This is a genomic window from Burkholderia sp. MSh2 (assembly GCF_000731655.1).
Taxonomy (GTDB): domain Bacteria; phylum Pseudomonadota; class Gammaproteobacteria; order Burkholderiales; family Burkholderiaceae; genus Burkholderia; species Burkholderia paludis.
Map to the genome: position 1 here is coordinate 14,551 of NZ_JPGM01000020.1, position 25,013 is coordinate 39,563.

The window sequence follows — 25,013 nt, forward strand, 5'->3', positions numbered from 1 at the left end:
CCACGGTTACCCTCGCGAACCGGCGGTACACGGATGCTCCGGTTCCCCACGCGACAAGAGAGAGATAGAGAGTACAACGGATGAAAAACCACGCCTGGATTCGCTTTACACCGATCGCCGTTGCCGCGGCCGCCGCCCTCACCGCCTGCGGCGGCGACGACGTGCAGCAGCAAGGCCTGTCGACGGTGAAGAACGTCGTCGTGATCTACGCCGAAAACCGCAGCTTCGACAACCTGTACGGCAACTTCCCCGGCGCGAACGGCCTGCAGAACGTGACCGCGGCCAGCGCGCAGCAGAAGGACCGCAACGGCCAGGCGCTCGCGACGCTGCCGAAGGTCTGGGGCGGCCTGACCGCCAAGGGCGTGACGCCCGCCGTGACCGAGGCGATGACGGCCAACCTGCCGAACGCGCCGTTCGCGATCGACGATCCGAACGGCTTCAACACGTCGATGAGCGTGACGACGCGCGACCTGTATCACCGTTTCTACGAGAACCAGATGCAGATCAACGGCGGCAAGAACGACATGTTCGCCGCGTGGGCCGACTCGGGCGGCCTCGTGATGGGCCACTACACGCCCGACGCGACGAAGCTGCCGCTGTGGAAGATCGCGCAGCAGTTCACGCTCGCCGACAACTTCTTCATGGGCGCGTTCGGCGGCTCGTTCCTGAACCACCAGTACCTGATCTGTGCGTGCGCGCCGTTCTACGCGAACGCGGACAAGAGCCCGGCCGCCGGCTCGATCTCGGCCGTCGCGGCGGACGGCAAGTCGCTGCAGCTCGCGAGCAACTCCCCGGCTTCCGCGCTCGACGGCATTCCGAAGTTCGTGAATTCGGGCAACCTGACGCCGGACTTCTACGCGATCAACACGATGCAGCCGCCGTATCAGCCGAGCGGCAACAAGGCCGCCACGGGCGGCGACCCGAACCTCGCCGATCCGTCGGCCGCATCGACGCTGCCGCCGCAGACGCAGCAGAACATCGGCGACCTGCTGACCAACGCGGGCGTGTCGTGGGCATGGTACGGCGGCGCGTGGAGCCAGGCGCTGCAGGCCGCACAGAGCGGCACGGCGAACGTGATCTACGGCCCGAACATGACGGCCCCGAACTTCCAGCCGCACCACCAGCCGTTCAACTACTACGCGAACCAGGCGCCCGGCAGCACGAGCCGCGCGCAGCATCTGCTCGACGGCGGCACCGACGGCAGCGCGTTCATCAAGGCGATCGACGCGGGCACGCTGCCGCAGGTCTCGTTCTACAAGCCGCAGGGCAACCTGAACGAACACGCGGGCTACACGGACGTCTCGACCGGCGACCAGCACATCGCGAACCTGCTCGCGCACCTGCAGGCGAGCCCGCAGTGGAAGAACATGGTCGTGGTCGTCACGTACGACGAAAACGGCGGCTTCTGGGATCACGTGTCGCCGCCGAAGGGCGACCGCTGGGGCCCCGGCACGCGGATTCCGGCGCTCATCGTGTCGCCGTTCTCGAAGAAGGGCTTCGTGGATCACACGCAGTACGACACCGCGTCAATCCTGCGCTTCATCACGCGCCGCTTCTCGCTGCCGCGCCTCGCGGGCCTGCAACAGCGCGACGACGCGCTGAAGGCCAACGGCGCGCAGCCGATGGGCGACCTGACGAACGCGCTGCAGCTGTCGCCGAACCTGTAACGGCACGACGCGGCACCGGCCGGCATCGATGCCGGCCGCACCTGACGAAGGGCGACCCGGGTCGCCCTTCGTCGTTTCACGGATGCACGCGTGCCGGACGCCGGCCCCGGTGGGCGCGCTGCCCGGAGCCGTCGCATGCGAACCGCGCGCCGCGAGACGCGCGCTACCACCCGTACTTCATCTCGACGCCAATGTAATCGGCGTTGTGCCCGCCCGCCTGCCGGATCGCATCGCCGACCTGGAAGTGCACGGCCTCGATCGCGCCGATCAGGTTCGCGGCGATCGTCCAGTCCGCGCGCAGCTGCACGTACATCCCCGTCCACAAGCCGCCCTTGCCGGCCGTGCCCGGCACCACCGCGTTGCCCTGCTGGTAGACCGCGTCGCCGGTCGTCTCGCGCCACTGGAACCCGAGCGCGCCGAGCAGCGACAGCGCCGGCGACGGCTTCAGCGTCACCGACGGCTTCACGTGGATCAGGTTCGCGTAGCCGGTGAAGCCCGCGAGCGTGAAGTAATAGCCGTTCGGGAACAGCGGATTGAAGGTTTCGACGCGGCCGTCGTGCGGATGGCGATCGCCCGACGCCGCGTCGACCTGGAGCGCGACGCGCGGCGACCACGGCGCATCGAGCCGGTAGCCGGCAATCGAGCCCAACGCCCATGCGCGGATCGTGCTGCCGCCGACCGTGCCCGTCTGCAGCATCGTCTCGAGATCCCAGTCGAAGCGGCCCTGCGTGCCGGTGTAGCGCAGGTCCCACACGTCGCGCCGCTCGGCGCCGCTCGCATCGAGAAACCGCGCGTTGCCGCGGTTGTAGCGCGACCAGTAGCCCGACAGGTCGCCGGGCCCGACCGACTGCCGCTCGAAGCGCACGCCGCTGAACGTCAGGTCGCGGTTCGACACGTCGTCGAACGCGGACACGCTGCGGTTCTGCACCGGCTGCGTCGCATACGCAATGAAGCGCCATTTCCGGTATTCGTAGTCGGCCCACACCGCGTCGAACGCCTGCCGCACGTTCGGGCCGTCGCGCACGGCGATGAAGCGCTGCAGGTCGAACGCCATCTCCTGCCGGCCGACGCGGAACTTGAACGTGCCGCCGCCGAGCGCGCCCGTGTAGGTCGCGAACGCCTGTTCGAGATCGAGCGGATTCCTGTCGACCGGCGCGATCGTGTTCTTGCCGAACGCGCGATCATCCTGCAACTGCACGAAGAACTGCCAGTGCGAACCGAGATGCGCATCGGCGTGCACTTCGACGCGCTGGATCAGGTACGTATCCGATTGCGCGGAACCGATGCCGAACAGCGGCGCGTCGTTGGTTTCCAGGCGCTCGCGCAGGTTCACGCCGAGCGACAGGTACGACGCCGGATCGTTGCCGAGCGGGATGTACTTCAGGCCGTCGAGCGGCGCGCGCGGCACGCATGGATTCGCGAGCGCCGACCAGTCTTCCTGCCAGCGGTTGAACAGCACGGCCGGCCGCGCGGCCGGGCACGCCGACGCGCTCGCGCCGCCGGCGGCGGCCGGCGCCGATTCCGCCCGCGCCGCATCGACGCTCGCGAACAGCAGCCCGGCCACCACCGACGCGCGCGCAACGCGGTCGAGACGCGCCCCGCCCCGCCGCGCAATCATGCACGCTCCGGCGCGGCCGGCCGGGCGGACATGCCCGTGCATGCCGCCAGCGCCACGAGTGCGCCGGCCGGCGCGAGCAGCGCCCAGAACCCGGCCTGGCGATAACCCAGCGCACCGGCCGCCGCGCCGAGTGCGAACGCGACGATCGCCGGCCACATCTTCGCGAAGCGCGCACGCGCCGCGGCGCGCACGCTGTCGGGCGTGCCGGCGGACAGCAGGTCGACGACGTCGAGAATCGCCTGCGTGACGTTGCCGGTCATCACCGTGTTCGGCACGCCGGTGCGCGCGATCACGCGCGGATGCGCGTTCTGCACGCCCATCGCGAACGTGCCGACGATGCCGGTCAGCAGCACCGGCAGGCTGTCGGACTGGATGACGGGCGACGCCCACACGCCGGCCGCGCAGAAGCCGAGCAGCAGCAAGCCCTGGACCGCATGCAGCGCACGCGCGCCCTGCCAGGCCGGCCGCCCGGCAAACGCGCGTGCGATCAGGCTGCTCGCGACCACCCCGCACACGAACGCCGGAAACACGCTGAGCTTCAGCAGGACGCCCTGCCCGAACCCCGCGGCGCCCGCGCCGATCAGCACGAAGTTGCCGGTCACGTGCGCGGTGAAAAGGCCGAACAGCGCGACGAAGCTCAGCGTGTCGACGAAGCCGGCCACCGCGGCAAGGATCGTGTCCTCGTGCTTCATCGCGCCGCGCCCGCGTGGATCTCGGCGATATAGCCGCCCGGGAACCGGACCAGCGCCGCGTCGCGGCCGTCCGACGTGTACTGCGGCACGAGCACGCTCACGCCCGCGGCCTGCGCGCGCTTCAGCGTCGCGGCGAGATCAGGCACCTCGTAGCCGGTCATCTCGCGGCCGAACGGGTACGGCAGATGGCCGTCCGTCGCGAGCACGGTCATCCTGCCGAAGCCGGATTCGATGCGGATGCGGCGATACGTGTCGCCCGGCCGGCCGATCTCGACGCCCGGGGCGTTGCGAACGTCCGACACGACCTTGCCGTGCGAGAACGCGACGAAGTCGCGCACCAGCGTGTCGGCGCTTTCCGGCGACACGTACACGCGGTTCTCGGGCACGGTCTCCAGCGCGTCGTAATGCGGCGCCTCGGTGTGCCAGTAGAGCTGCATGTTCACGCCGCCCGGCCAGCGGATGATCGCGTCGCGGCCGATCGGATCGGGGAACGTGTCGACGACCACGTCCGCGCCGTGCGCACGCGCCGACTTCATCGCGACATCGAGATCGGTGACGAGATAGCCGGTGCGCTCCGAACAGAACGGATACGGAATCGGCGTCTTGAAGCCGAACACCGAGATCGTGCCGGCCGGCGTGAGCACCAGTTGCGACATCGTCTGGCTCGGCGTGGGCGTGACCTGGAACACGCCCTGCTTCGATTTCTTGCCGCCGAACGTCGCGACGAAGCTGTCGGTGAAGCGGTCGAAATCGTCGGGCGGCACGCACACGTGGGTCGTGTCGTACTGCGGGCCAACCGCCACGGCCGGCGTCGCGACGGCCTTCGCGGCCGAAGTCTTCGCGAAGGCGACGGGCGCGACGGCAAGCCCTCCCGCGATCATCACGGCGAGCAACACGGATCGAATGGTTTTCATGACAGGTTTTCCTGGTTGTTTCATCGTCATCGGGTGGTGCGGCCGTCGCCGGCCGGATGCTTCGCATCGGCGAGCAGGGTCGCGAGCACGAGTGCCGCGATCAGCCCGAGATGTTCGAAAAAGCTGTTGAGCGCCGTGAAATGCGCGGGGCCCGTGCGGTTCCAGAAGTCGTTCGCCACTGCCATCGCGACCAGCGTCAGCACGCCGAGGCCGCCAGCGCCGAGCCACGTGAAGCGGCCCAGCAGGATGCACAGCGAACCGGCAATCTCGACCGCGATCGCGAACGCCGCCCACAGTGCGGGCGGATGCAGGCCGAAATGCGCCTGCTCCGCCACCGCGCCGTCGAAATCCAGCGCCTTCGCGACGCCGCCGATCAGGTACGCGGACACCAGCGCGAGACGCGCGAGCGGCAGGACCCACGGCTGCGCCAGCAGCGCGTGGACCCACGCCGGGTTGCCGGTGCCGCCGGGGTTGGTCGGAGCCGCCATGTCAGACCGCCCAGCACGAGCAGCCGAACGCGCCCCAGAACCCCTTCGCGTCCGAGGTCGGCAACGCACTGCCCCACGCGCCCGCATGCGCATGCTGATGCACGTTGCACGCGTTCGCGCAGCCGCACATCGCGGCGGCCGCCGCCCGCTGCAGCGGTGCGCCGGCGCGCTGCGTCGCGCCCCAGCCGCCGTAGCCGCCGTACTGGCGCACCGGCGACCAGTCCGGCATCGCCGGCGGAACCGGCGCATCGTGCGACGCGAACGGCCCCGCGCCCCACACGATCCTGCCGCCGACCACCGTCAGCAACGCGGTCGTGTCGACGATCTCGTCCTCCGCGCAACTGAAGAAATCGCGATCCGGGACCACCAGGTCGGCAAGCTGCCCCACCGCGATGCGCCCCTTCCGCCCCTCCTCGTTCGAGAACCACGTCACGTACTCGGTCCACATGCGCAGCGCCGTCTCGCGGTCCAGCAGGTTGCGCTGCGGGTACAGGCGCAGCCCGCCGACCGTCCGGCCCGTCACGAGCCACGCGAGCGACACCCACGGGTTGTACGACGCCACCCGCGTCGCGTCGGTGCCGGCCGACACCTTGAGGCCCTTCGACAGCATCTTCGCGACCGGCGGCGTCGCCTCGGCCGCCTGTGCGCCGTAGCGCTCGACGAAGTATTCGCCCTGGTACGCCATCCGGTGCTGCACCGCGATGCCGCCGCCCAGCGCGGCGATGCGGTCCATCGAGCGCTCCGAGATCGTTTCCGCGTGATCGAAGAACCAGTTCAGGCCCGCGAGCGGGATGTCCCGGTCGACCTTCTCGAATACGTCGAGCGCGCGGCTGATCGTCTCGTCGTAAGTCGCATGCAGGCGCCACGGCCAGCGGTTCTGCGCGAGCACGCGCACGACGCCTTCGAGGTCGTCCTCCATCTGCGCCGGCAGATCCGGGCGCGCCACGCGGAAGTCCTCGAAATCGGCCGCCGAGAACACCAGCATCTCGCCCGCGCCGTTGTGGCGGAAGTAGTCGGTGCCGTCGTGATACTTCGTGCTCTTCGTCCAGTTCACGAAGTCTTCCTTCTCCGCATTCGGCTTCTGCGTGAACAGGTTGTACGCGATCCGGATCGTCATCTCGCCCGCGTCGTGCAGCTTGCGGATCACCTCGTAATCGTCGGGGTAATTCTGCGACCCGCCGCCCGCGTCGATCACGCCGGTCACGCCGAGCCGGTTCAGCTCGCGCATGAAGTGGCGCGTCGAGTTGTACTGGTACTCGAACGGCAGCTTCGGCCCCTTCGCGAGCGTCGCGTAGAGGATCGTCGCGTTCGGGTTCGCGAGCAGCAGCCCGGTCGGGTTGCCCGCCGCGTCGCGCAGGATCGTGCCGCCCGGCGGCTCGGGCGTGTCCTTCGTGTAGCCGACCACGCGCAGCGCGGCCGCGTTCAGCAGCGCGCGGTCGTACAGGTGCAGGATGAACACCGGCGTATCGGGGGCGGCCGCGTTGAGTTCGTCGATCGTCGGCAGGCGCTTCTCGGCGAACTGGTGTTCGGTGAAGCCGCCGACCACGCGCACCCACTGCGGCGCCGGCGTGATCGCGACCTGCCGCTTCAGCATGTCCATCGCGACCGCGAGCGAGCGCACGCCGTCCCAGCGCAGCTCCATGTTGTAGTTCAGGCCGCCGCGGATCACGTGGCAGTGGTTGTCGATCAGGCCCGGCAGCGCGCTGCGGCCGCCGAGGTCGACGACCCGCGTCGCATCGCCGGCGAGCGGCATCACGTCCGCGTCGCGGCCGACCGCCACGAAGCGGCCGTCCCTGATCGCGACGGCCGTCGCGACGGGGTTCGCGCGGTCAAGCGTCGTGATGCGGCCGTTGTGCAGGATCAGATCGGGTTGATTGTCAGTAGCGCTCATGAAGTGTCCTCGATGCAATCAGAAGCCGAGCCAGTGGCGGACCGGTGCGACGGCCGCGACGCCAATCAGCATGCCGGCCAGCCCGACCAGGGCGATCAGCGGCGGTGCGGGCGAGCGCACCTTGACCACGCTGTAGACGACGCCGACCAACGCGCCGGCACCCAATGAAACTAGATACGATTCCATCCGCCCCTCCCGACTCGATTAGAATGACCCGCAATGTCGCCCGGGCGCCGTGCGCGGGCGGCGCGATCCGCCGCCGCCCCGTCGGCTTCGCTTTCCTGCCACGCTTTCCTGCCATGCAACATCTTCCCGATCTCGAAGCCTGGGCCATCTTCGCGCGCGTCGCGGAGACCGGTTCGTTCGCCAAGGCCGCCGACCTGCTCGGCGTGTCGCAACCGACCGTGTCGAAAGCGATCGCGCGCCTCGAAAAGCGCCTCGGCTCGATGCTGCTGTACCGCACGTCGCGCAAGCTGTCGCTCACGCCCACCGGCGAGCTGCTGCGCGACCGCGCGATCCGGCTGCTCGCCGACGCCGAGCTGATCGAGGACGAAGCATCCGCGCACGCACTCGAACCGCATGGCCTCGTGCGCGTGAACGCGCCGATGTCGTTCGGGCTGCGCCACCTGTCGCCGGTGCTGCCCGCGTTTCTCGAACGCTATCCGCGCGTCGACATCGACCTCGTGCTGACCGACCACTTCGTCGACATCGTGTCGGGCGGCTTCGACGTCGCGATCCGGATCGCCGAGCTGAACGACTCGTCGCTGCGTGCGCGACGCCTCTGCTCGGTACGCCGGCCGCTCGTCGCATCGCCCGCGTATCTCGACCGGCACGGCCGGCCGACCCATCCGGGCGAGCTCGACCAGCACGTGTGCCTGACCTACACGAACATCCCCACACCCGACTACTGGCGCTTTCGCCACGTCACGTCGAACGACGAATTCGGCGTACCCGTGCGCGGCCGCATCCGCACCAACAACGCGGACGTCATCGCCCCCGCGCTGGTCGCGGGCCACGGTCTCGCCCTGCAGCCGACGTTCCTGGTCTGGGATGCGCTGCAACGCGGCGAGCTCGAGGAAGTGATGCACGACTGGAAAATCGCCGATATCAACGTCAACCTCGTGACACCGCCGGGCATGCTGCGCGCCGCACGCGTGACGGCCCTGCTCGACTTCCTCGTCGAACATCTGTCCCACGCGCCGTGGGCGCTGCCGCCCGTCTGAGCCCGCGACCGCCGGCGGCCCGTTACTTCGCCGGTACGGCCGGAATCGACTCGTGCGGCGTCGCGGTGCGCTGCGCCGCCTTGTGGACCATCGTGTACGCGTAGTCGACGCCCATCCCGTACGCGCCCGAGTGCTCCTTCGCGACCGCCATCACCGCGTCGTAGGTGTCGCGGCGCGCCCAGTCGCGCTGCCACTCGAGCACGACCTGCTGCCAGGTGACGGGCACGACGCCGGCCTGGATCATCCGCTGCATCGCGAAGTCGTGCGCATCCTTCGACGTACCGCCCGATGCATCCGCCACCATGTAGATCTCGTAGTCGCCTTCGAGCATCGCGCTGAGCGCGAACGTCGTGTTGCAGACTTCGGTCCACAGGCCCGACACGACGACCTTCCTGCGGCCGTTCGCGGCCAGCGCGTCGCGCACCTTCTGGTCGTCCCACGAATTCATCGACGTGCGTTCGAGCGTCTTCTGGCCGGGAAACACGTCGAGCAGCTCGGGGTAGGTGTAACCCGAGAAGCTGTCGCTTTCGACCGTCGTGATCGTGGTCGGGATGTCGAACGCCTTCGCGGCCTTCGCGAGCCCGACGACGTTGTTCTTCAGCGTTTGCCGGTCGATCGACTGCACGCCGAACGCCATCTGCGGTTGCTGGTCGATGAAGATCAACTGGCTGTTCTCGGGGGTGAGGACTTCAAGCTTCGGGTTGCTCATGGCGCGAATCATCCTTCTGGACAGGGAACGTTTGAGGCTTGCCTCGACCTGGAAACGGCGAGGAGCCGGCTGTGCGTTGCTCCGGAACTGCGTCATCCGGTTGCAGCCATTTAATCGGAAAAGTCGCGGTCCGGACATCCAAGAAACGGAATCGATCGAATTCCGAAAGCGGGGTCTCTCCGAGGCGGTCCGCCCTTTTGTTCGGCACGGAAACCCGATACGCTTCCTGCACATTGGAGGCCCGCCGTTCGCCCCCCGACCGTCACGAGAGGTTTTCATCATGAAGCCGTATTTTCTGTCGCTGCTCGCCGGCATCCTCGCCGGCGTCATCTATGGCGCGCTCGGCGTGAACGCGCCGGCGCCGCCGGTCGTCGCGCTCCTCGGCCTGCTCGGCATGCTGGCCGGCGAACAGATCCTGCCGCTCGCGCGCCGGCTGCTGTCCGGCCACCGGCTGCCGGCCGCATGGCGCGATGCACAATGCGGCCAGCACCTGTTCGGCGCGCTGCCGGGCGCGGCCGCGAACGACCGCAAGCCGTCGTGACGCAAGGCTCATGACCAACGTCGAACTGTTTCATTACCTGCTGCTGTTGATCTGCGGCGCGGGCGCGCTCACCTGGCTCGCCGAACGGATCTCGATCCCGCCGGCCGTCGTGCTGCTGCTCGGCGGTTGCGCGGTCGCCGTCGCCGGCAGGCGCGTGCCCGACATGGACCCGGCGCTGCTGCTCGCGGCCGTGCTGCCGCCGCTGCTGATGTCGAGCGGGTTCTATACCGCGTGGAAGGAATTCCGCCAGGAGCTCGCGTCGATCGCATCGCTCGCGCTCGGCGCGGTGGTGTTCACGACCGTCGCGGTCGCGCTGGCCGTGCATGCCGCGAACCCCGCGCTGCCGTGGGCCGCCTGCTTCACGCTAGGCGCGATCGTATCGCCGCCCGACGCGGTCGCGGCGAAAGCGATCCTGCAACGCCACCCGCTGCCCGCGCGGCTCGTCGCGGTGCTCGAAGGCGAAAGCCTCGTCAACGACGCGTCGGGCCTGCTGCTGTACCAGATGGCCGTCTCGGCCGCACTCGCCGTGTCGATCACGGCGGCAAGCGCCACCGGCCTGTTCTTCTCGCTGACGCTGATCGGCATCGCGGTCGGCCTCGCGTGCGGCCATGCGATGTGCTGGGTGCTGCCGCGGCTGCGCGACCCGATGCTCGGCATCGTCGTGACCTTCGCGATGGCATGGGGCAGTTACGGGATCGCGGAAGCCGTCGACGGCTCGGGCGTGCTGTCGGTCGTGACCTGCGGCCTCGTGCTCGGCGTGCGCCAGCATCGCGTATTCGACGCCGACATGCGGATCAAGGCGAAGGCGACATGGGAGGCGATCGTGTTCGTGCTCGACGCCCTCGTGTTCATCCTGATCGGTCTCGCGCTGCACGCGATCCTCGCCCGCGTGAACCACGAAGGCGCGCTGCTGATCGCCGGCCTGCGCGTCGCGCTGCCCGCGACGGCCGCCGCGATCGGCGCGCGCGTCGTGTGGGTGTTCGTCGCGATGTGGCTGCCGGGCCGCCTGCGCGCGCCGCGCGCGGGCCGCCCGCCCTGGTCGTGGCGCGAGGCCGTCGTGCTCGGCTGGTCGGGCATGCGCGGCGTCGTGAGCCTCGCGGCCGCGATCGCGCTGCCGGGCAACTTTCCCGGCCGCGACCTGATCCTGTTCAGCACCTTCCTGCTGATCATCGCGACGCTGGTCGTGCAGGGCGGCACGCTCGCGCCGCTGATCCGCATGCTGAAGCTCGGCCCGGCCGCGCGGCACACGATGTCCGAACACGCGGTACGCGCGCAGACGTTCGGCGCGGCGCTCGCCGAACTCGACGCGCTCGAACGGCGCGGATCGGACCTCGAACGCCAGTCGCTCGACCGCCTGCTCGCCGAGTACCGCAATCGCGTCGCGTTCAACGAACGCGCGCACCGCGACGGCGCCGAACCGGCCGGCGTGCGTGCGCGAATGCTGCGCGTCGAACTCGAACTCGTCGGCGTATCGCGCCGCGCGCTGCTCGACCTGCATCGCGACGGCAAGGTCGACGATACGGCGCTGCACCGGATCGAATCCGAACTCGATTTCGAGGAGCTGCGCCTGCAGCGCCTGCTCGAACCGTAACGCCCGGCGATGCCGCCGGCCCTCCCCCTTTTTCCCATGGAACTGCAATGAGCGAACTGTCCGTCGAAGCGAGCATCGGCCCGGTCGACTACCTCGTCCACTTCAACGATGGCGTCCACCAGTGGCGCGCCGACGAACCCGCGTCGCTCGGCGGCGGCGATACGGCGCCGACGCCCGTCGCGCTCCTGCTGTCGAGCCTCGGCGCGTGCACCGCGATCACGCTGAAGATGTATGCGCAACGCAAGGGCTGGCCGCTCGCCGAAGTGCACGTGAAGCTCGCGCACGAACCGGGCAGCGCGGGCAGCACGATCGTGCGCCGCATCACGCTCGACGGCGACCTGAGCGACGAACAGCGCGAGCGCCTGCTGCAGATCGCGAACGCGTGCCCGGTACACAAGATCCTCACCCATCCGATCGCGATCGACACCGCGATCGCCTGACGTCGCCCGCATCGACCACGAGATCCCCACCATGTCCGCCTCGATCAAGACCCTGCTCACGCCGCGCGAAAGCGACATCGGCAACCTCGTCGTACGCCGCGTGCTGCCCGCGCGCGCCGCGCGCCTCGTCGGCCCGTTCATCTTCTTCGACGAGATGGGGCCCGCCGTCCTGCCGCCCGGCCAGGGTATCGACGTGCTGCCGCATCCGCACATCGGGCTCGCGACCGTCACCTACCTGTTCGACGGTTCGCTGATGCATCACGACAGCCTCGGCTTCCGGCAGAAGATCGTGCCGGGCGACGTGAACTGGATGACGGCCGGGCGCGGCATCGTGCATTCGGAGCGTTCGCCCGACGAGGACCGGCCGCGCGCGCAGCCGGTTCACGGCATCCAGACCTGGGTCGCGCTGCCGGTCGAGCACGAAGACACCGCGCCCGCCTTCGTTCATCATCCGGCCGACACGCTGCCGTCGTTCTCGCGCGACGGCGCCAGCGTGCGCGTGATCGCGGGCGCCGCGTTCGGGCTCGCGTCGCCGGTCGCCGTGTTCTCGCCGACCCTCTATGCGTATGCGGAATTCGCGCCGGGCGGCCGGCTCGCGCTCGACGCCGAGCACGACGAACGCGGCGTGTACCTCGTCGATGGCGATCTCGCGATCGACGGCACGCCGCTCGCCCCCGCGACGATGGCCGTGCTCGAACCGGGCGCGACCGTGGCGCTCGCCAGCGCGAACGGCGCGCGCGTGATGCTGCTCGGCGGCGCGCATCTGCCGGGCGATCGGTTCATCGAGTGGAATTTCGTGTCGAGCGAGCGCGCGAAGATCGAGGCCGCACGCGCGGCGTGGGCCGCGCAGACCTTCGGCAAGGTGCCGGGTGAAGAAGACCAGTGGACGCGCCAGCCGGAGCGCAACGCGCAGTAAGCCGGGCCGGCCGTCCGCCGGCCGAAGACGGCCGGCGCATCGGCCGGCCGTCGTTCGCCTATCGCGTCAATCCCATCAGCTTCGCGAGCGTCGGCCAGCGGTCGAGCGACTCGATGAACGCGCGGCGCGCCTGCTCGTCGACGTAACGCTCCGGATCGAGCGCGGGCAGGTGCCGCGCGAGGCCGATGACGTCGTTCGGTTGCGACAGGCGATCGTCGTCGCCTTCGCCGGGAAGGATTACTGTTCGTCGATCCATACGCCATCCGGAGTTTTCACCGCGTAACCCGCGGCCGTCTGTATCGTCACCGTGCCCTCGTTCTCGCCCACCATTCGCGTGCGCGGCAGGTCGGCCGCGTACTGCGCGAGCGTCGCGCCCGGCTTGAACGGGCTGTTCGACACGAGGTTCGACATCAGCTGCGCGAGCGCGAGGAAGCTGGTGGGCTGCTCGATCACGGTCGTCGCGCCGTGGTTGCCGGCGAAGCCGACGAGCCGCACGCCCACCGGCCCGTGCACGATGCGCGGCGTCGGAATCTCGCGCAGGCCCGCGACCTGGTTCTTGTCGCCGCGCAACGCGGCGCCGTGCTCGGGGACGAACACGATCACGGCGCGGCGGCCCGATTGCGCGATCAGGTCGGCGAGGCGGTCGAAATCGCCCATCAGCTTCGTCGCGCGCTGCGGATACGAGTCGATGCTCGTCAGCGAGCTGCCGACGACCCGGTTGCCGTCGTGCAGGCTGATCGTGTTGTAGTACAACGCGACCGGGCCCGGCACCGACGCGCGCTGCGCGTACCAGCCCGCGAGCGTCGCATAGTCGTCCTTGATCGGCGAACCGTCGAACGCATGCATCGCGACGGGCGCGGCCGCGTTCGAGATCATCGGCGCATCGGGCACGCCGAGGTTGTCGTGAATCACCTGCAGGAAGTTGTCGAAGTGGCCGTCGTGGTTCAGCAGCGACTGCACCGAGTAGCCGGCGCTCGCCAGTTGCGAGAACAGGTGGCACTGCGGCGGCGCGGGCTTGTACAGGTCGGCATGCGCCTCCTGCCCGCAGCTCGCGCGCAGCACGCGGATCGCGGCCGGGCCGCTGTAGCTCGCAGCCGTGCTGAAGTTCGTGAACAGGTAGTCGAAATGGCTCAGCATCGGGTGGTTGCGCACCTTCGCGGCGTCGAGGTCGTCCCACGACAGCGAGCAGACATGCAGCACGATCACGTCGAACTGCGCGGCCGGATCGTTGCCGAGATGGCCGAACGCGACCTGGCGCTGCGACTCCTGCGTGCGGAACGTCGCGAGCGCGGCGTTGTGGTCCTCGGGCTGGTCGGCGCGCGCGGCTCCCGCCGCGTTCGCCTGCTGCTGCGGCAGCGGCGCGACGACGCGCGCCATCAGCCCGTTGCCGGCCTGCCACAGCGGCATCGCGATCAGCACGGCCAGCACGAAGGTCGCGACGCGCAGCCAGCGATTGACGATGAAGTACACGATCAGCGCGCCGGCCACCGTCAGCACCAGCACCGGCGGCAGCAGGCGCGGCAGCAGTTCCATCCAGTAGTCGAGGCGGAACGTGCTCACTTCGCGCGCGGCCTCGACGAGACGGGCGAGCGGCGGCGCATGCAGTTCGCGCGCGAGCAGCGGCACCGCGATCGCGAGCGCGACCAGTTGCCGGACGATGCGCCACGCGCGCTGCCGGATCGGCGCGCTCGCCGCGAGCGCCACCGCGAACGCGAGGTTCGCGAGCCACCACGGCTGCAGGCGCCCGGTCGCGAACATCGCGAACTTCAGGATGAAATACAGATTCCAGAACGTCATCTAAACCACTCCATGATGGGCGCCGCGTCAGTCGCGCGCCCGATCGAGTTTCGGCGCCAGCATGGCCCGCAGGCCGCGCGCCGCACCCTTCCACATCCGCACATAGCCGTCCACGCCGACGCGCAGCACCTCCTTCAGCCCGCCGAGCGGCGTATCGGCGCGCTCGCCCGCGTGCCAGTCGAGCCACGCATCCGCGCGGCCGAACGTGCACTGCACGAGCTGGCGCTCCTGTTCGAGCGTCAGCTCGTCGAAGCTCACGCCGAGATGGGTCGGCGTCACGCGGCTCACGCGCACCGGGAACGGGAACGGCCGGTCGCCGCGCGTCACGCACACCGTCAGCGTGTCGCCGACCGCGAGCGTGAGCCCCGGCACCGCCTCGAGGCCGAGGCCGCCGGTCGAGTAGTCGCTCGTGAAGCACGCGGCCGTCGAGCCGTCGGCCAGCAGCAGCGTGGCCGGCACGCGCATCGCGATGCGGTGCGTGACGCGCACCTGCCGGGTTTCGCGTGCGACCGCCAGCGCCGCGCCGAGCATCGCGAGGTTGTAGGCGGTCCAGCCGAGCGTGATCAGGATCGTCGACGCCTCGTCACCCTGGTCGGCCACGAGCCGCCACACGCCGGCGACGATCGCCAGCACGTTCAGCGCGAACAGCACGAGATACGGCTTCGACGTCGACCAGTCGACGTAGCCTTCGTCGATCTTGCCGCCCTTGTCGGTCACGTTGAACTTGCCGTGCTTCGGGCTGAAGAACGCGACGGTGGTCGGCAGCGCGATATACCACGCGAGCACCGATTCATAGACCTCGGCCCAGAACGAGTGCCGATAGCGCCCCTGCATCCGCGAGTTCGCGACGTTCGACAGCACCAGGTACGGAATCACGTAGCTCGCGAGCGCGAGCGCCGACGCGTTGATGAAGTACAGGTGGAAGAACAGGTACGCGAGCGGGATCGTCAGGAACACCAGCCGCGGAATCCCGTAGAAGAAATGCAGCATCGCGTTGCCGTAGCAGATCCGCTGGATGAGGCCGAGCCCGCGCCCGAGGAACGGGTTGTCGATGCGGAAGATCTGCGCCATCCCGCGCGCCCAGCGCGTGCGCTGCTTCACGTGGCCCGCGAGGCTCTCGGTCGCGAGGCCGGCCGCCTGCACGGTCGGCAGGTACGCGGACGTATAGCCGCGCCGGTGCAGCTTGAGCGCCGTGTGCGCGTCCTCGGTCACGGTCTCGACCGCGACGCCGCCCACCTCTTCCAGCGCACTGCGCTTGAGCACCGCGCACGAGCCGCAGAAGAACGTCGCGTTCCACAGGTCGTTGCCCGACTGCACGAGCCCGTAGAACAGGTTGCCCTCGTTCGGGATCTCGCGGAACGTGCCGAGGTTGCGCTCGAACGGATCGGGCGAGAAGAAATGGTGCGGCGTCTGCACGAGCGCGCACTTCGGGTCGCGCAGGAACACGCCCATCGTCGTCTGCAGGAACGAGCGCGTCGGCACGTGATCGCAGTCGAAGATCGCGATGTATTCGCCGTGCGTCTTCGGCAGCGCGCGGTTGATGTTGCCGGCCTTCGCGTGGCGGTTGTCGTCGCGCGTCAGGTAGTCGATGCCGGCCTCGGCCGCGAACGCCGCGAACTCGGGGCGGCGGCCGTCGTCGAGCAGGTAGACGCGCAGCTTCGCCGCCGGCCAGTCGATGCTCTGCGCGGCGAACACCGTCGGCTTCACGACCGACAGCGGCTCGTTGTAGGTCGGGATGTAGATGTCGACGCTCGGCCAGCTGTCGGGATCGTCCGGCAGCGGCACGACCGTCCGGTCGAGCGGCCACGCGGTCTGCACGAAGCCGAGCAGCAGGATCATCCACGTATAGGCTTCGGCGCCGTACAGCAGATAGCCGGCGACGGCCTCGACCGGGCCGCGGAAATCGAGTGTCTGCGTGGTGCGCCACCAGACGTAGCGCAGGGTGGCGAGCAGCGCGAGCGACGCGAGCGCGAGCGTGGGCAGATGGCCCGGCAGGCGGCGCAGCGCGAGCGCCAGGAGCGCGACGATCGCGAAGAACGCGAACTGCGCGCCGGGCATCAGCGGCGACATCCCGGCCGCGGCCCACAGCAGCGCACCGGCCGCGAGCAGCAACGGCGCGAGCCAGCGGCGCCGGCTGACGCCGTTCGCGCGGGCGTCGAGCCACCCGCCCCAGCGGGCCCACGGCAGGCGCGCGAGCATCGCGTCGAAGCGCCGGCCGGCGGCGCGCGCGATGACGTAGACGGGCACGACGAGCGTGTCGAACCAGGCCAGCGGATCGCGTGCGGGGCGGCCATCGGCCGCGCGAGGCGCACGCACGATCGCGCGCCACAGCCATTCGCGCGGACTGAGCGGCTGCAGCACGCCCCAGTCGTGCGCGAGCCGCAGGAACGCGACGCGCACCCAACGGCGCACGTAATCGGGACGGCCCGGCGGCGGCGCGTGGAACAGCAGGCGCACGAGCCAGTCGACCGTCGTACGCTGCGCCGGCAGCCCGATGCCGCGTGCGAACCAGTCGGCTGCCCGGCGGCCGGACGCGCGCAGGCGCGACGCGACGCGCGCCTTCATCGCGCCGCTCCCCGGCGACCGGCCGCGGCCGCCGCCAGCCACGCGTCGACCCAGTTCGCGACGCCGTTCAGGTCGTGCGACGCCTGCGAGTACGGCGCGTCGTCGAAGATCCAGCTGCCGCGCGCGAGCGCCTCGGGCAACGCCGCGTCGACGTGGATCCGCTGCTCGAGCATCGACGCCGGCCCCGCGACCGCGCGCAACATCGCGAGCGCGTCGCGCTGCATGTCGCGCGCCGGATTCAGCCGGTTCACGACGATCTGCAGTTCGCCGCCGCCGGCGCGCAGCGCGCCGAGCCGGGCGGCCGTCGTCGCGCAGGCGGCCGGTTCGGGCGGGACCACGACGAGCGTCAGGTCCGCCCGGCGGATCGCCTGCTCGGCCTGCGTCGACGGATAGCGGGCGGTGTCGACCAGCACGACGCCGTCGGCCGGCAACGCGATCTCGTCGAGCGCGTTCGACAGCCATGCCGGATCGGCCGCGAGCCGCGCATCGCATGCGGCCGCGCCGGCCGCATCGACCTGCCCGTACGGCACGAACAGCACGCCGTCGGCGTTACGCCACGTATGCGCATGCCACGGCTCGGCGCCGCCGAGCACGCTCTGCGCGAGGCCGTGTTCGGCCAGCGTATCGAGGCCGAGCGTCGCGCCCATCAGGTTCTGCGCATCGAATTCGACCGCGACGACCGGACGGCCGCGGCGCGCGAGCAGCACCGCGAGCGCGGCCGCCAGCGTGGTGCGGCCGGCGCCGCCGGTCGTCGACGTAATGGCGATCGTCTTCATCGCGCCGCCTTGCCGGCCGGCTCGGCGCCGGGCAGCAGCCGCCCGCGCAGCGCGACCGGCACGAGTTCGCACGGCACCGCGTTGCGCAGGTCGATCCCGCGCGGCGCACGAAAACCGCGGCCGATGCCGAGGTGCTGTGCGACGATCCACACGGGCACCGCGATCACGATGCCGGCCAGGAAACCGATGACGAGTTCGGCGATCATGCAACCCCCTGCTTGCGCAGCGGCATCGCGCTGCGGATGGCGCCGCGCGTACGCGCGGCGGGAATGACGGGCGCCGATGCGTCGCCGGGCGCGGGCGTCGCACGAAGCGCCTCGAGCGCGACGATTGCATCGATGGCGTCGATCGCGTCGCTCACCTCCGCCGCTTCGGCCGATGCCGCGTCGCGGCCGGCACGCACGGACGGCGTGGCCGCGAACAGGTCGCTGTAGTCGGCGATCGGCGCGCGGCGGTTCTCGGCCTTCAGCGCCTCGAGTTCGGTGTCGATGCTGCCCTTGCCGAGACACACGACGCGGTCGGACAGCGTGTCGACCGGCACGTCGAAGATGCGCGTGAGCGCGTCCTCGGCGTCGGCCGGCTCGCACGCGAACAGGAACACGTACAGGTGCCCGGCATCGGCCGTCACGACGTCGCCCGCGCGGCGCGGCCGGCAATGCCGGAGCGCGTCGACGTGCGACACGCCCGGCAGCAGCGCGATCTTCGCGAGCGTGTGCGGCAGCGCGAGCACCGCGCCGCGATCGAGCACCGCGCGCATCCGCTGGCAGAACGCGCCGACCGGCAGATAGCCGAGCACCGGATCGCCGAGTGCGGCCGCGAGCGCCGCGCGATAGTCGGCCGCGACGGGCCGCGCATAGAGCTGGCCGCGCAGCGCGTGCACGGCGGACTGGATCCGCGCCACCGGCAGGTCGCGCGCGACGATGCGGCTCGCGCCGACGCTCAGCACCAGCATCTCGAACTGATGGCGCAGCACCTCGCCGCGCTCGACGATCACGATCTTCAGCGCGCCGCCGCACTGCCGGCGCAGCGCGTGCACGCTCGCGCACAGCGCTTCGAGCTGCGCATGCGAGCGGAACACGAGCACCGCGGTCGCCGCCTGGGCATGCGCGCAGGCCGCGACGACGGCCGCGTTGTCGCTGACGATTTCCCAGCCTTCGGGCACGCGGTTCGCGCCGTCGAGCACCGCGCGGCAGGCGACGACGCGATCCTCGTCGCTCGCGAGCTTCATCCGTTGCGCGGGCTCGGTCGCATCGCCGTCGACGCTCGCCGACAGCCGGCCGTCCGGCGCGAAGCGCAGCGGCCGCACCTCGCCGGCCGCGAGCGTGTCGCCCGCGCGCCAGAAATCGACGATCCACAGCAGCTCGCCATGCGTGCGCTGCAACTGCGCGACGCCCGAGCAGATGCCGTGGAAGCCGCTGCGCGGCGCGCGATCCGCGTCGCGCACGAGCGGCGCGTCGTCGGTGCGCGCTTCGTCGGCCGCACGGGTCGCTTCGGGATCGAGCAGCAGCACGAGCGCGATCCGGCGCGACCGGCACCAGTCGGCGAGTGCATGCGCCTCGTCGGCCAGCGCGCTCGGGTCGTCCCAGCTGAACCAGCGCTGCGCGCCCTCGATGAAATACAGCGAACGCGCGCGAAAGCCGTAGCGCTGCATCGCACGCAGACCGCCGGTGAGCCGCGCGAATGCGCCCGGCGCGGCGCGGCGCGATGCGGGATCGGCGGCCGCCTCGGCCGCCGGCGGCATCGCGAGCACGTTCAGGTTGCGCGGCCAGCCGGCCGGCTGGGCGCCGCCCGCGAAGCCGCGCGCCTGCATCTGCCCGGCCACGGCGGCCGCGTCTCGCGCCAGCACGACGGTGACGTTGCGCGTGCGCGCCTGCCGCGCGCTTTCCCAGACGAGCGCGTCGCACGCCGGCGTGCCGGCGGCCGCGTAGATCGCGTACAGGCCGCCGGCCTCCAGCTGCGTCCATGCGTCGGGCAGGCCGTCGATCGCCAGCCGGTTCGGCGCACCGGCGCGACCGCCGGCCGGCCCCGCGCGCAACAGCATGCGCAGGCGGCCCAGCAGGCCGGCGGGGCCGGACGCGGGACGGGTCGAATCGATTTCAGTATTCACGACGTACCCCTAGTAATCCGAGTAGAGCCGCACCGGCGTCGGCGTGACGAGCCAGCTGCGTTGCGCGCGCGCGTCGAACGCATAGCGCAGGTACACGAGCGCCGAACTCGGCGCGTAGTCGTGCGAACGGTCGACGTGCAGCTGTGCGCCGACGCTCAGGTGCGGATTCACGCGGTATTCGACGATGCCGTTGACGCCGTACGAGAACGACACGCCGCCCGTCGAGCTGCCCGCGTACACGAACCCGGCCGCCACCTGCTCGGCCCGCAGGCTGGAGAACGTCGGGTAATACAGCGAATCCTTCTCGTAGCTGTTCGAGATCCCGCCCGTGACGGTGAAATCCCACGACAGTGCATCGTGCCGCCCCGCCCATTCGATCGGCACGCCGAGCGACAGGTAGCGTTGCGGGCTGTAGTAGCCGCCCTGCCCGTACGTGTAGTAGCGCAGGTTCTGCGCGTAGTGCCACGCATTGCCGACCAGCCCGGTGCTGATCTTCATCGTCGCGCGCTCGTACACGGGCACCGTGAAGCCCGTGCGCAGCGTGACTTCCGCATTGCGTTCGACGTCGCGGCCGGACAGCACGCCCGCGCCGAGTTCCGCGAACAGGTTGGTGCGGCCGATGTCGACCGACGCGCGCAGGTTCACGCCGTCGCGCCGCACGCCGCCCCAGACCGCGCCCGTCCACGGGTCGCGCATCCCCGCGTACGACAGCACGCTGCTCGTTTCCGGCCGCCGCGACGCGTTCACCGAGAAACTGGCCGGGCCCGCGTCGAAGCGGTAACGCACGCCGCCGACGAGGTAATGCACCGGGAAGCCGAGCGGCGACGTGCCCAGATCGAAGCGCCACGCGTCCGACAGGTAGCCCGCGCCGAGCGCCACGCCCGTGGCCGTCTGGTGCAGCGACCCCGGCGGATTCGCGATCGCCGCGGCGCTCAGGGCGTTCAGCGCCCTGAGCGCCGCGTAGGTGCCGAACGTCCTGAGTGCGTACGCGTTCGGGTCGCTCGTGTCGAGCGTGCCCGGGTCCAGGCGCACGGTGTCGACCTGCGCGAACACATGCCCGTCGTAGCGGACCGGCATCTGCACATAGACCGGCACCTGCTGGGCGCGGTACGACGAGATGCCCTCGTCGCCCGACTTGTACGCGGGCGTCCAGCCGGTTTCGATCTCGGGATTGCGCCGCTGCTCGAGATCCGCGAACGCGGCCTGCGCGGGCGTCAGGCCGTCGCGGCCCGGGCTCACGCCCGCCGTGCGTTCCTGCGACCGCGACAGCCGGTACAGCGACGCCGCGTCGTCATAGCGGCCCCGGGCCTCGGCCACGCGCCCGGCCGCGACCGTCACGTCCGCCCGCGCCGGATACGCGGCCTGCAGCCGGTCGGTCACCTGCGCGGCTTCGTCCGGGCGACGCAGCGCGTTCAGGCGGCGGACGGCCGACAGCTGCGTGTCGACGTCGTCGTCCGGCGTACGCACGAGCACCGCCTGCACGCGCGCCAGCGCGGCCGCGCGGTTGCCGTCGTCCTCGTCGATCCGTGCGAGCGCGAGCTGCGCATCGGCATCGTCCGGCGTACGCGCGACGACCGGCGCGAGCACACCGCGCGCCGCATCGTAATGGCCTTGCGCGCGTTCGAGATCGGCCAGTTCGATCGTATAGCGCTTGTCCGCACGGCCGGCCGGGCTCGCCCGGTCGAGCCGCCGGCGCGCCTGCGCATAGTCCTGCTGCGCGATCGCATCGTCGGTCTGCCGCAACACGAGCCGCAGCGACTGATCCTCGAGCCTCGCCGTCTGGGCGGGCGTCAGCGACGCGTCGCGGCGCAGCGCGTCGAGCCACGCGGCGAGCGCGTCGTCGCGCCCCGCGCTGCCGAGCAGGTCGCCGTAGCGCAACCGCACGTCCGCATCGGCTTCGCGCGGATGCGCGGCGATCCAGTCGTGCAGCAGCGCGAGACCGCGCTCGGGTTCGCCCGCGTCGATCCACTGCGCGCCGATCGCGGCGAGCATGTCGGGGTCGTCCGGCGCACTCGCCTGCGCATGCGCGAGCGACGCGGCCAATGCCGCGCGATCGCCGCGCCCGAGCGCACCGCGCGCGTCGGCCAGCGCGCCTTCCGCGTCGAGCTTGCGCGCGAGCGCGCGCATCCCGTCCGAACGCTGCGCGTCGGCAACGGGCGCGAGCGCGGCCTGCGCGCCGGCCACGTCGTCGAGCGAGTTGCGGTACAGCGCGGTCGCATAGCGCATCTCGGGCGTATCGCCTTGCGCGAGCCCGTCGTCCATCACCGTGCGGCCGAGCTGCGGCAGCCCCATGTCGCGATAGAGCCGCGCAAGCGCGAAGCGCGTCCACGCCGCGTCCGGCGCCGCGCGCACGGCTGCTTCGTAGCGTTGCGCGGCCGGCCCGCGTTCGCCCTTGTCCGCGAGCGCGCGCGCCTGGTTCGCGAGCTGCTCGGCCCGCAGGCCGTCGAGCGCGCGGCGATCGTCGCGGCCCGTCACGCGGCCTTGCAGCGCGTCGAGCAGCGGCCCGATCCGGTCCGCGCGGCCGGTGTTTTCATACAGCGTGGCCGTGCCGCGCACGGCCGACAGGTTCGGCGAACGCGCGGCCAGCAACTCGCGCAGCAGCGGTTCCGCGCGCGCCCAGTCGCGCTGCGCGAGCAATGCGTCGGCGAGCTGCAGCTTCGCGTCCGGGTTGCCCGGCTGCATCGCGAGCGCGGCCCGCGCCGCCCGCTCGGCGTCCTGCGGGCGCCCCGCGGCGGCGGCGGCCCGGCCTTGCGCGAGCAGCCCCCAGAATTGCGCGGTGCGCGCGAGGCCCTGCCATTTGCCGCGCTGGTCGGTCGCGAGCGTCGCGGCCCGCGCGAACAATGCGCGCGCCTCGTCGTGCCGCCCTTCGCGCAGGCGCAGCAGGCCGAGGCCGCCGACCGCGTCGGCGTCGTCGGCGCGCGCCCGCACGGCGCGCGCGAGCAGCGGATCGGCGGAGGCCAGGTCGCCGCGCGCGAGCGCCTGCAGGCCGCGCTGCTGCGCGATGTAGTCGGGATTGCGTTCGAGCTGGCGCTGCGCGTCGCGCTGGCGATCCAGCGCCGCGGCGCGGTCGACGAATTCGGTGTCGTCCGGCACGAGCGCGAGATACGCATGCAGCGCATCGAGATAGGCGAGATCGCTGCCGGCCGACTGCAGCACGCGCCGCCACAGTGCCATCGCCTCCGTATGGTCGGCGTCGGTGCGTTTCGCGAGCGCCGCCGCGATCCGGCCCGCCTCCGGCCGCGTGTCGGCGCGCTGGTTCAGGAGCCGCACGAGCGCCATCGACGCGCTCGTGTCCTGCGGGTCGGCCGCGACCGCGCGGCGCAGCGCGGCGATCGCCGGCTCGCGCCCGCCCGGCGCGTTCGACACGATCTGGTAGTACTCGGCGCCGAGCGCGCCCGACGGCGCGCCGTTCGGGAACAGCGCGACGATCCGCCGGGCCGCTTCTTCGGCGCGGCCGCTGCGCGCGAGCAGGCGGATCTGCGCCATCTCGCCGCGCCCGCTCGTCGCGACACGGTATTCGTCGGCCGCCCGCCGCGTCGCCGGCGCATTCGGCGCCTGCGCCCGCAGGCGCGCGAGCGAGGCCTGCGCGCCTTGTGCATCGCCGAGCCGCAGCAGCACGCTTACCTGCTCGGCCAGCAGGCCGGGATCGCCCGGCGCGATCAGCAGACCCTTGCGCAGCGCGTCGCGCGCGAGGTCGTCGCGATGCTTGACGCCCCACATCCGTGCGACGGCCAGCTCGCGCTGTGCGTCGGCGGACGCGGAAGTCGCCGGCGTCGCCGCGCCCGGCGCCGCCGCGCACACCGACGACACGAGCCACGCGAATCCCGCGACATGCGGCACGACGCGCGTCAACGGGCGGCGCACGAACGGCCTCCCCAGCGTGCGTCGAGCGTGCCGTCCGCGTCGAACCGGTAGCGCCCTTCGCGCCAGCCGAGGCCGAACAGCGTCAGCACGCTCGTGTAGTAGCCGGGCGCCGACTGGCGCGCGAGCGTCTCGGCGCGGGCCGCCTGCGCATCCGCGAGCGCGCGCTGGCCGCGCGCGTCGAGGAACGGCACGGCCGCCGCCGAGAACCCGCCGTTGCCGTCGTTCGGCCCCGCGACGCCCGTCGTCGTATCCACCTTCTCCGGCGGCGCGCCATGCGCGGCGATATGGTCGGCGAACGGCGCGAAGCGTGCGAGCAACGGGGCGGCGAGCGGATCGGCGCGATCGAGCATGCCGGCCCACAGATACACGCGGATCGCGTTGTACGCGCTTTCCGCCCGCGTGTCGCGATCGGGCCCGAACCCCGTGCCCGCGCGATACAGCGCCCAGTCGGGCGAAAAACCTTTCGGCGCCGTGTCGAGCAGCACGCGCCCGGTGCTGGCGGCCAGCGCCGCCCAGCGGCGGTCGTCGGGCAGGCGCGCGCCGAGCGCGCGGATCACCTGCGGCGGCGAATAGCTCGGGTTCACGCGCCACTGGCCGTCGGCCAGCCGGAACCCGGTCGGCCCCGGCAGCAGCGTCAGGCCGAGCCCCGGCACGGTCGCCGTCTCGGTGTCGAGCACACGCCTGGCGAGCAGCGCGCCGCGCGCCGTATAGCTGCGTTCTTGCCACAGCCGCCCGGCCTCGACGAGCGCATACGCGATCCACAGGTCGGCGTCCGACGCGGCGTTCGCGTCCAGCACGCGCCACGCGCCGTCGGGCGCACGGCCCCACAGCCATGCGGGCAGATGCGCGCTCAGGTCGCCCTGCGCGAGGTTGTTCTCGGTCCATGCGAGGATCGTGTCGAACGTGCGCCGGTCGTTCGCGACCAGCGCGAAGAACAGTCCATATGCCTGCCCCTCCGATACCGTGCGTGAATCGGCCGAGCCGACGTCGATCACGCGGCCGTCGGCCGAGATGAAATCCCGTTTGAACGCATCCCAGCGCGGCCACGCCGCGCCGCATCCCGCACCGCCCGCCTCGACCGCGTTGCCGGCCGCGGCCTGCGCGCGCGCAGCCGTGCCGGCCGCCGCGCACGCGAGCACAACCGCCAGCGCGCATGCCGCGCCGGCGCGCCGCGCCGGCCGCATCGCCCGTCGCTTCGCCATTGCCCGCGCCAT

The 25,013-nt window shown here is 71.2% G+C and carries 21 protein-coding genes; 6 read left to right on the top strand and 15 right to left on the bottom strand.

The window, feature by feature from the left end; all coding sequences use genetic code 11:
• The first annotated feature begins 80 nt into the window (after positions 1–80).
• Positions 81–1,667: an acid phosphatase gene (locus tag GQ57_RS13510; RefSeq protein WP_031401228.1), complete on the top strand. Its 1,587-nt coding sequence runs from the start codon at positions 81–83 to the stop codon at positions 1,665–1,667.
• A 163-nt stretch (positions 1,668–1,830) separates the two neighbouring features.
• On the opposite strand, the gene GQ57_RS13515 is transcribed toward GQ57_RS13510, so the two are convergent.
• From GQ57_RS13515 to GQ57_RS13540, 6 genes are read right to left on the bottom strand one after another with little or no spacing between them, the layout of a single operon-like run.
• Entirely contained in the window at positions 1,831–3,285 is a 1,455-nt protein-coding gene (locus GQ57_RS13515; protein WP_034198151.1) for an alginate export family protein, read from the bottom strand.
• Entirely contained in the window at positions 3,282–3,977 is a 696-nt protein-coding gene (locus GQ57_RS13520) for a YoaK family protein (protein WP_034198089.1), read from the bottom strand. Before GQ57_RS13520 ends, GQ57_RS13515 begins: the two co-directional genes overlap by 4 nt.
• Positions 3,974–4,891 (bottom strand): glyoxalase/bleomycin resistance/dioxygenase family protein, encoded by a 918-nt coding sequence (locus GQ57_RS13525; protein ID WP_034198090.1) that lies wholly within the window; start codon positions 4,889–4,891, stop codon positions 3,974–3,976. Before GQ57_RS13525 ends, GQ57_RS13520 begins: the two co-directional genes overlap by 4 nt.
• A 26-nt stretch (positions 4,892–4,917) precedes the next feature.
• Complete coding sequence (locus GQ57_RS13530) at positions 4,918–5,379, bottom strand: DoxX family protein (RefSeq protein ID WP_031401232.1); 462 nt, start codon at positions 5,377–5,379, stop codon at positions 4,918–4,920.
• A 1-nt stretch (position 5,380) separates the two neighbouring features.
• Positions 5,381–7,270, bottom strand: coding sequence for an amidohydrolase (locus tag GQ57_RS13535; protein WP_034198091.1), 1,890 nt, complete (start codon positions 7,268–7,270; stop codon positions 5,381–5,383).
• Between the two features lie 18 nt (positions 7,271–7,288).
• Positions 7,289–7,456, bottom strand: a complete 168-nt coding sequence (locus GQ57_RS13540; RefSeq protein WP_034198092.1) for a DUF1427 family protein — start codon at positions 7,454–7,456, stop codon at positions 7,289–7,291.
• A 113-nt stretch (positions 7,457–7,569) separates the two neighbouring features.
• Here GQ57_RS13540 and GQ57_RS13545 point away from each other — a divergent pair, with 113 nt between their 5' ends.
• On the top strand, positions 7,570–8,493 hold the full coding sequence (locus tag GQ57_RS13545) for a LysR family transcriptional regulator (RefSeq protein ID WP_031401234.1): 924 nt from the start codon (positions 7,570–7,572) through the stop codon (positions 8,491–8,493).
• Positions 8,494–8,515: 22 nt separating this feature from the next.
• Here the strand turns inward: GQ57_RS13545 and GQ57_RS13550 are convergent, their stop codons facing one another.
• A complete protein-coding gene (locus GQ57_RS13550; protein ID WP_031401235.1) occupies positions 8,516–9,202 on the bottom strand; it encodes a hydrolase in 687 nt (228 codons plus the stop codon).
• 280 nt (positions 9,203–9,482) lie between these two features.
• Between GQ57_RS13550 and GQ57_RS13555 the strand changes: the two genes are divergently transcribed.
• Genes GQ57_RS13555 through GQ57_RS13570 form a run of 4 tightly spaced genes read left to right on the top strand, consistent with a single transcriptional unit; the run spans position 9,483 to position 12,690 of the window.
• Positions 9,483–9,743 (top strand): DUF1427 family protein, encoded by a 261-nt coding sequence (locus GQ57_RS13555; RefSeq protein ID WP_031401236.1) that lies wholly within the window; start codon positions 9,483–9,485, stop codon positions 9,741–9,743.
• Positions 9,744–9,753: 10 nt separating this feature from the next.
• Entirely contained in the window at positions 9,754–11,334 is a 1,581-nt protein-coding gene (locus tag GQ57_RS13560; RefSeq protein WP_034198093.1) for a cation:proton antiporter, read from the top strand.
• 47 nt (positions 11,335–11,381) lie between these two features.
• Positions 11,382–11,774, top strand: coding sequence for an OsmC family protein (locus tag GQ57_RS13565; RefSeq protein ID WP_034198094.1), 393 nt, complete (start codon positions 11,382–11,384; stop codon positions 11,772–11,774).
• Positions 11,775–11,805: 31 nt separating this feature from the next.
• Positions 11,806–12,690 carry a pirin family protein gene (locus tag GQ57_RS13570; protein ID WP_031401239.1) on the top strand — a complete coding sequence of 295 codons (885 nt, stop codon included), beginning with the start codon at positions 11,806–11,808 and terminating at the stop codon, positions 12,688–12,690.
• Positions 12,691–12,748: 58 nt separating this feature from the next.
• On the opposite strand, the gene GQ57_RS13575 is transcribed toward GQ57_RS13570, so the two are convergent.
• From GQ57_RS13575 to bcsZ, 8 genes are read right to left on the bottom strand one after another with little or no spacing between them, the layout of a single operon-like run.
• Entirely contained in the window at positions 12,749–12,946 is a 198-nt protein-coding gene (locus GQ57_RS13575) for a hypothetical protein (protein WP_031401240.1), read from the bottom strand.
• On the bottom strand, positions 12,928–14,487 hold the full coding sequence (gene bcsG, locus GQ57_RS13580) for a cellulose biosynthesis protein BcsG (protein ID WP_031401241.1): 1,560 nt from the start codon (positions 14,485–14,487) through the stop codon (positions 12,928–12,930). Before bcsG ends, GQ57_RS13575 begins: the two co-directional genes overlap by 19 nt.
• 27 nt (positions 14,488–14,514) lie before the next feature.
• Positions 14,515–17,052 (bottom strand): UDP-forming cellulose synthase catalytic subunit, encoded by a 2,538-nt coding sequence (bcsA, locus tag GQ57_RS13585; RefSeq protein ID WP_034198152.1) that lies wholly within the window; start codon positions 17,050–17,052, stop codon positions 14,515–14,517.
• Complete coding sequence (bcsQ, locus tag GQ57_RS13590; protein ID WP_034198095.1) at positions 17,049–17,828, bottom strand: cellulose biosynthesis protein BcsQ; 780 nt, start codon at positions 17,826–17,828, stop codon at positions 17,049–17,051. The genes bcsA and bcsQ overlap by 4 nt, the downstream gene beginning before the upstream one ends.
• Positions 17,825–18,034 carry a hypothetical protein gene (locus GQ57_RS13595; RefSeq protein WP_031401244.1) on the bottom strand — a complete coding sequence of 70 codons (210 nt, stop codon included), beginning with the start codon at positions 18,032–18,034 and terminating at the stop codon, positions 17,825–17,827. The genes bcsQ and GQ57_RS13595 overlap by 4 nt, the downstream gene beginning before the upstream one ends.
• Positions 18,031–19,935: a cellulose biosynthesis protein BcsE gene (gene bcsE, locus GQ57_RS13600; protein ID WP_034198096.1), complete on the bottom strand. Its 1,905-nt coding sequence runs from the start codon at positions 19,933–19,935 to the stop codon at positions 18,031–18,033. Before bcsE ends, GQ57_RS13595 begins: the two co-directional genes overlap by 4 nt.
• 9 nt (positions 19,936–19,944) lie before the next feature.
• A complete protein-coding gene (locus GQ57_RS13605) occupies positions 19,945–23,799 on the bottom strand; it encodes a cellulose synthase subunit BcsC-related outer membrane protein (RefSeq protein ID WP_034198097.1) in 3,855 nt (1,284 codons plus the stop codon).
• A complete protein-coding gene (gene bcsZ, locus GQ57_RS43695) occupies positions 23,784–25,013 on the bottom strand; it encodes a cellulose synthase complex periplasmic endoglucanase BcsZ (protein WP_031401247.1) in 1,230 nt (409 codons plus the stop codon). The genes GQ57_RS13605 and bcsZ overlap by 16 nt, the downstream gene beginning before the upstream one ends.

Excerpts from the sequence above, each read along its gene's own strand:
- GQ57_RS13530 (WP_031401232.1), bottom strand. The coding sequence starts at position 5,379 with ATGGCGGCTCCGACCAACCCCGGCGGCACCGGCAACCCGGCGTGGGTC.
- bcsA (WP_034198152.1), bottom strand. The coding sequence starts at position 17,052 with ATGAAGGCGCGCGTCGCGTCGCGCCTGCGCGCGTCCGGCCGCCGGGCA.
- GQ57_RS13520 (WP_034198089.1), bottom strand. The coding sequence starts at position 3,977 with ATGAAGCACGAGGACACGATCCTTGCCGCGGTGGCCGGCTTCGTCGAC.
- GQ57_RS13545 (WP_031401234.1), top strand. The coding sequence starts at position 7,570 with ATGCAACATCTTCCCGATCTCGAAGCCTGGGCCATCTTCGCGCGCGTC.
- GQ57_RS13570 (WP_031401239.1), top strand. The coding sequence starts at position 11,806 with ATGTCCGCCTCGATCAAGACCCTGCTCACGCCGCGCGAAAGCGACATC.
- GQ57_RS13575 (WP_031401240.1), bottom strand. The coding sequence starts at position 12,946 with ATGGATCGACGAACAGTAATCCTTCCCGGCGAAGGCGACGACGATCGC.
- GQ57_RS13535 (WP_034198091.1), bottom strand. The coding sequence starts at position 7,270 with ATGAGCGCTACTGACAATCAACCCGATCTGATCCTGCACAACGGCCGC.
- GQ57_RS13515 (WP_034198151.1), bottom strand. The coding sequence starts at position 3,285 with ATGATTGCGCGGCGGGGCGGGGCGCGTCTCGACCGCGTTGCGCGCGCG.
- bcsZ (WP_031401247.1), bottom strand. The coding sequence starts at position 25,013 with ATGGCGCGGGCAATGGCGAAGCGACGGGCGATGCGGCCGGCGCGGCGC.
- GQ57_RS13550 (WP_031401235.1), bottom strand. The coding sequence starts at position 9,202 with ATGAGCAACCCGAAGCTTGAAGTCCTCACCCCCGAGAACAGCCAGTTG.
- GQ57_RS13560 (WP_034198093.1), top strand. The coding sequence starts at position 9,754 with ATGACCAACGTCGAACTGTTTCATTACCTGCTGCTGTTGATCTGCGGC.
- GQ57_RS13540 (WP_034198092.1), bottom strand. The coding sequence starts at position 7,456 with ATGGAATCGTATCTAGTTTCATTGGGTGCCGGCGCGTTGGTCGGCGTC.
- GQ57_RS13595 (WP_031401244.1), bottom strand. The coding sequence starts at position 18,034 with ATGATCGCCGAACTCGTCATCGGTTTCCTGGCCGGCATCGTGATCGCG.
- bcsG (WP_031401241.1), bottom strand. The coding sequence starts at position 14,487 with ATGACGTTCTGGAATCTGTATTTCATCCTGAAGTTCGCGATGTTCGCG.
- bcsQ (WP_034198095.1), bottom strand. The coding sequence starts at position 17,828 with ATGAAGACGATCGCCATTACGTCGACGACCGGCGGCGCCGGCCGCACC.
- GQ57_RS13510 (WP_031401228.1), top strand. The coding sequence starts at position 81 with ATGAAAAACCACGCCTGGATTCGCTTTACACCGATCGCCGTTGCCGCG.
- GQ57_RS13525 (WP_034198090.1), bottom strand. The coding sequence starts at position 4,891 with ATGAAAACCATTCGATCCGTGTTGCTCGCCGTGATGATCGCGGGAGGG.
- GQ57_RS13555 (WP_031401236.1), top strand. The coding sequence starts at position 9,483 with ATGAAGCCGTATTTTCTGTCGCTGCTCGCCGGCATCCTCGCCGGCGTC.
- GQ57_RS13565 (WP_034198094.1), top strand. The coding sequence starts at position 11,382 with ATGAGCGAACTGTCCGTCGAAGCGAGCATCGGCCCGGTCGACTACCTC.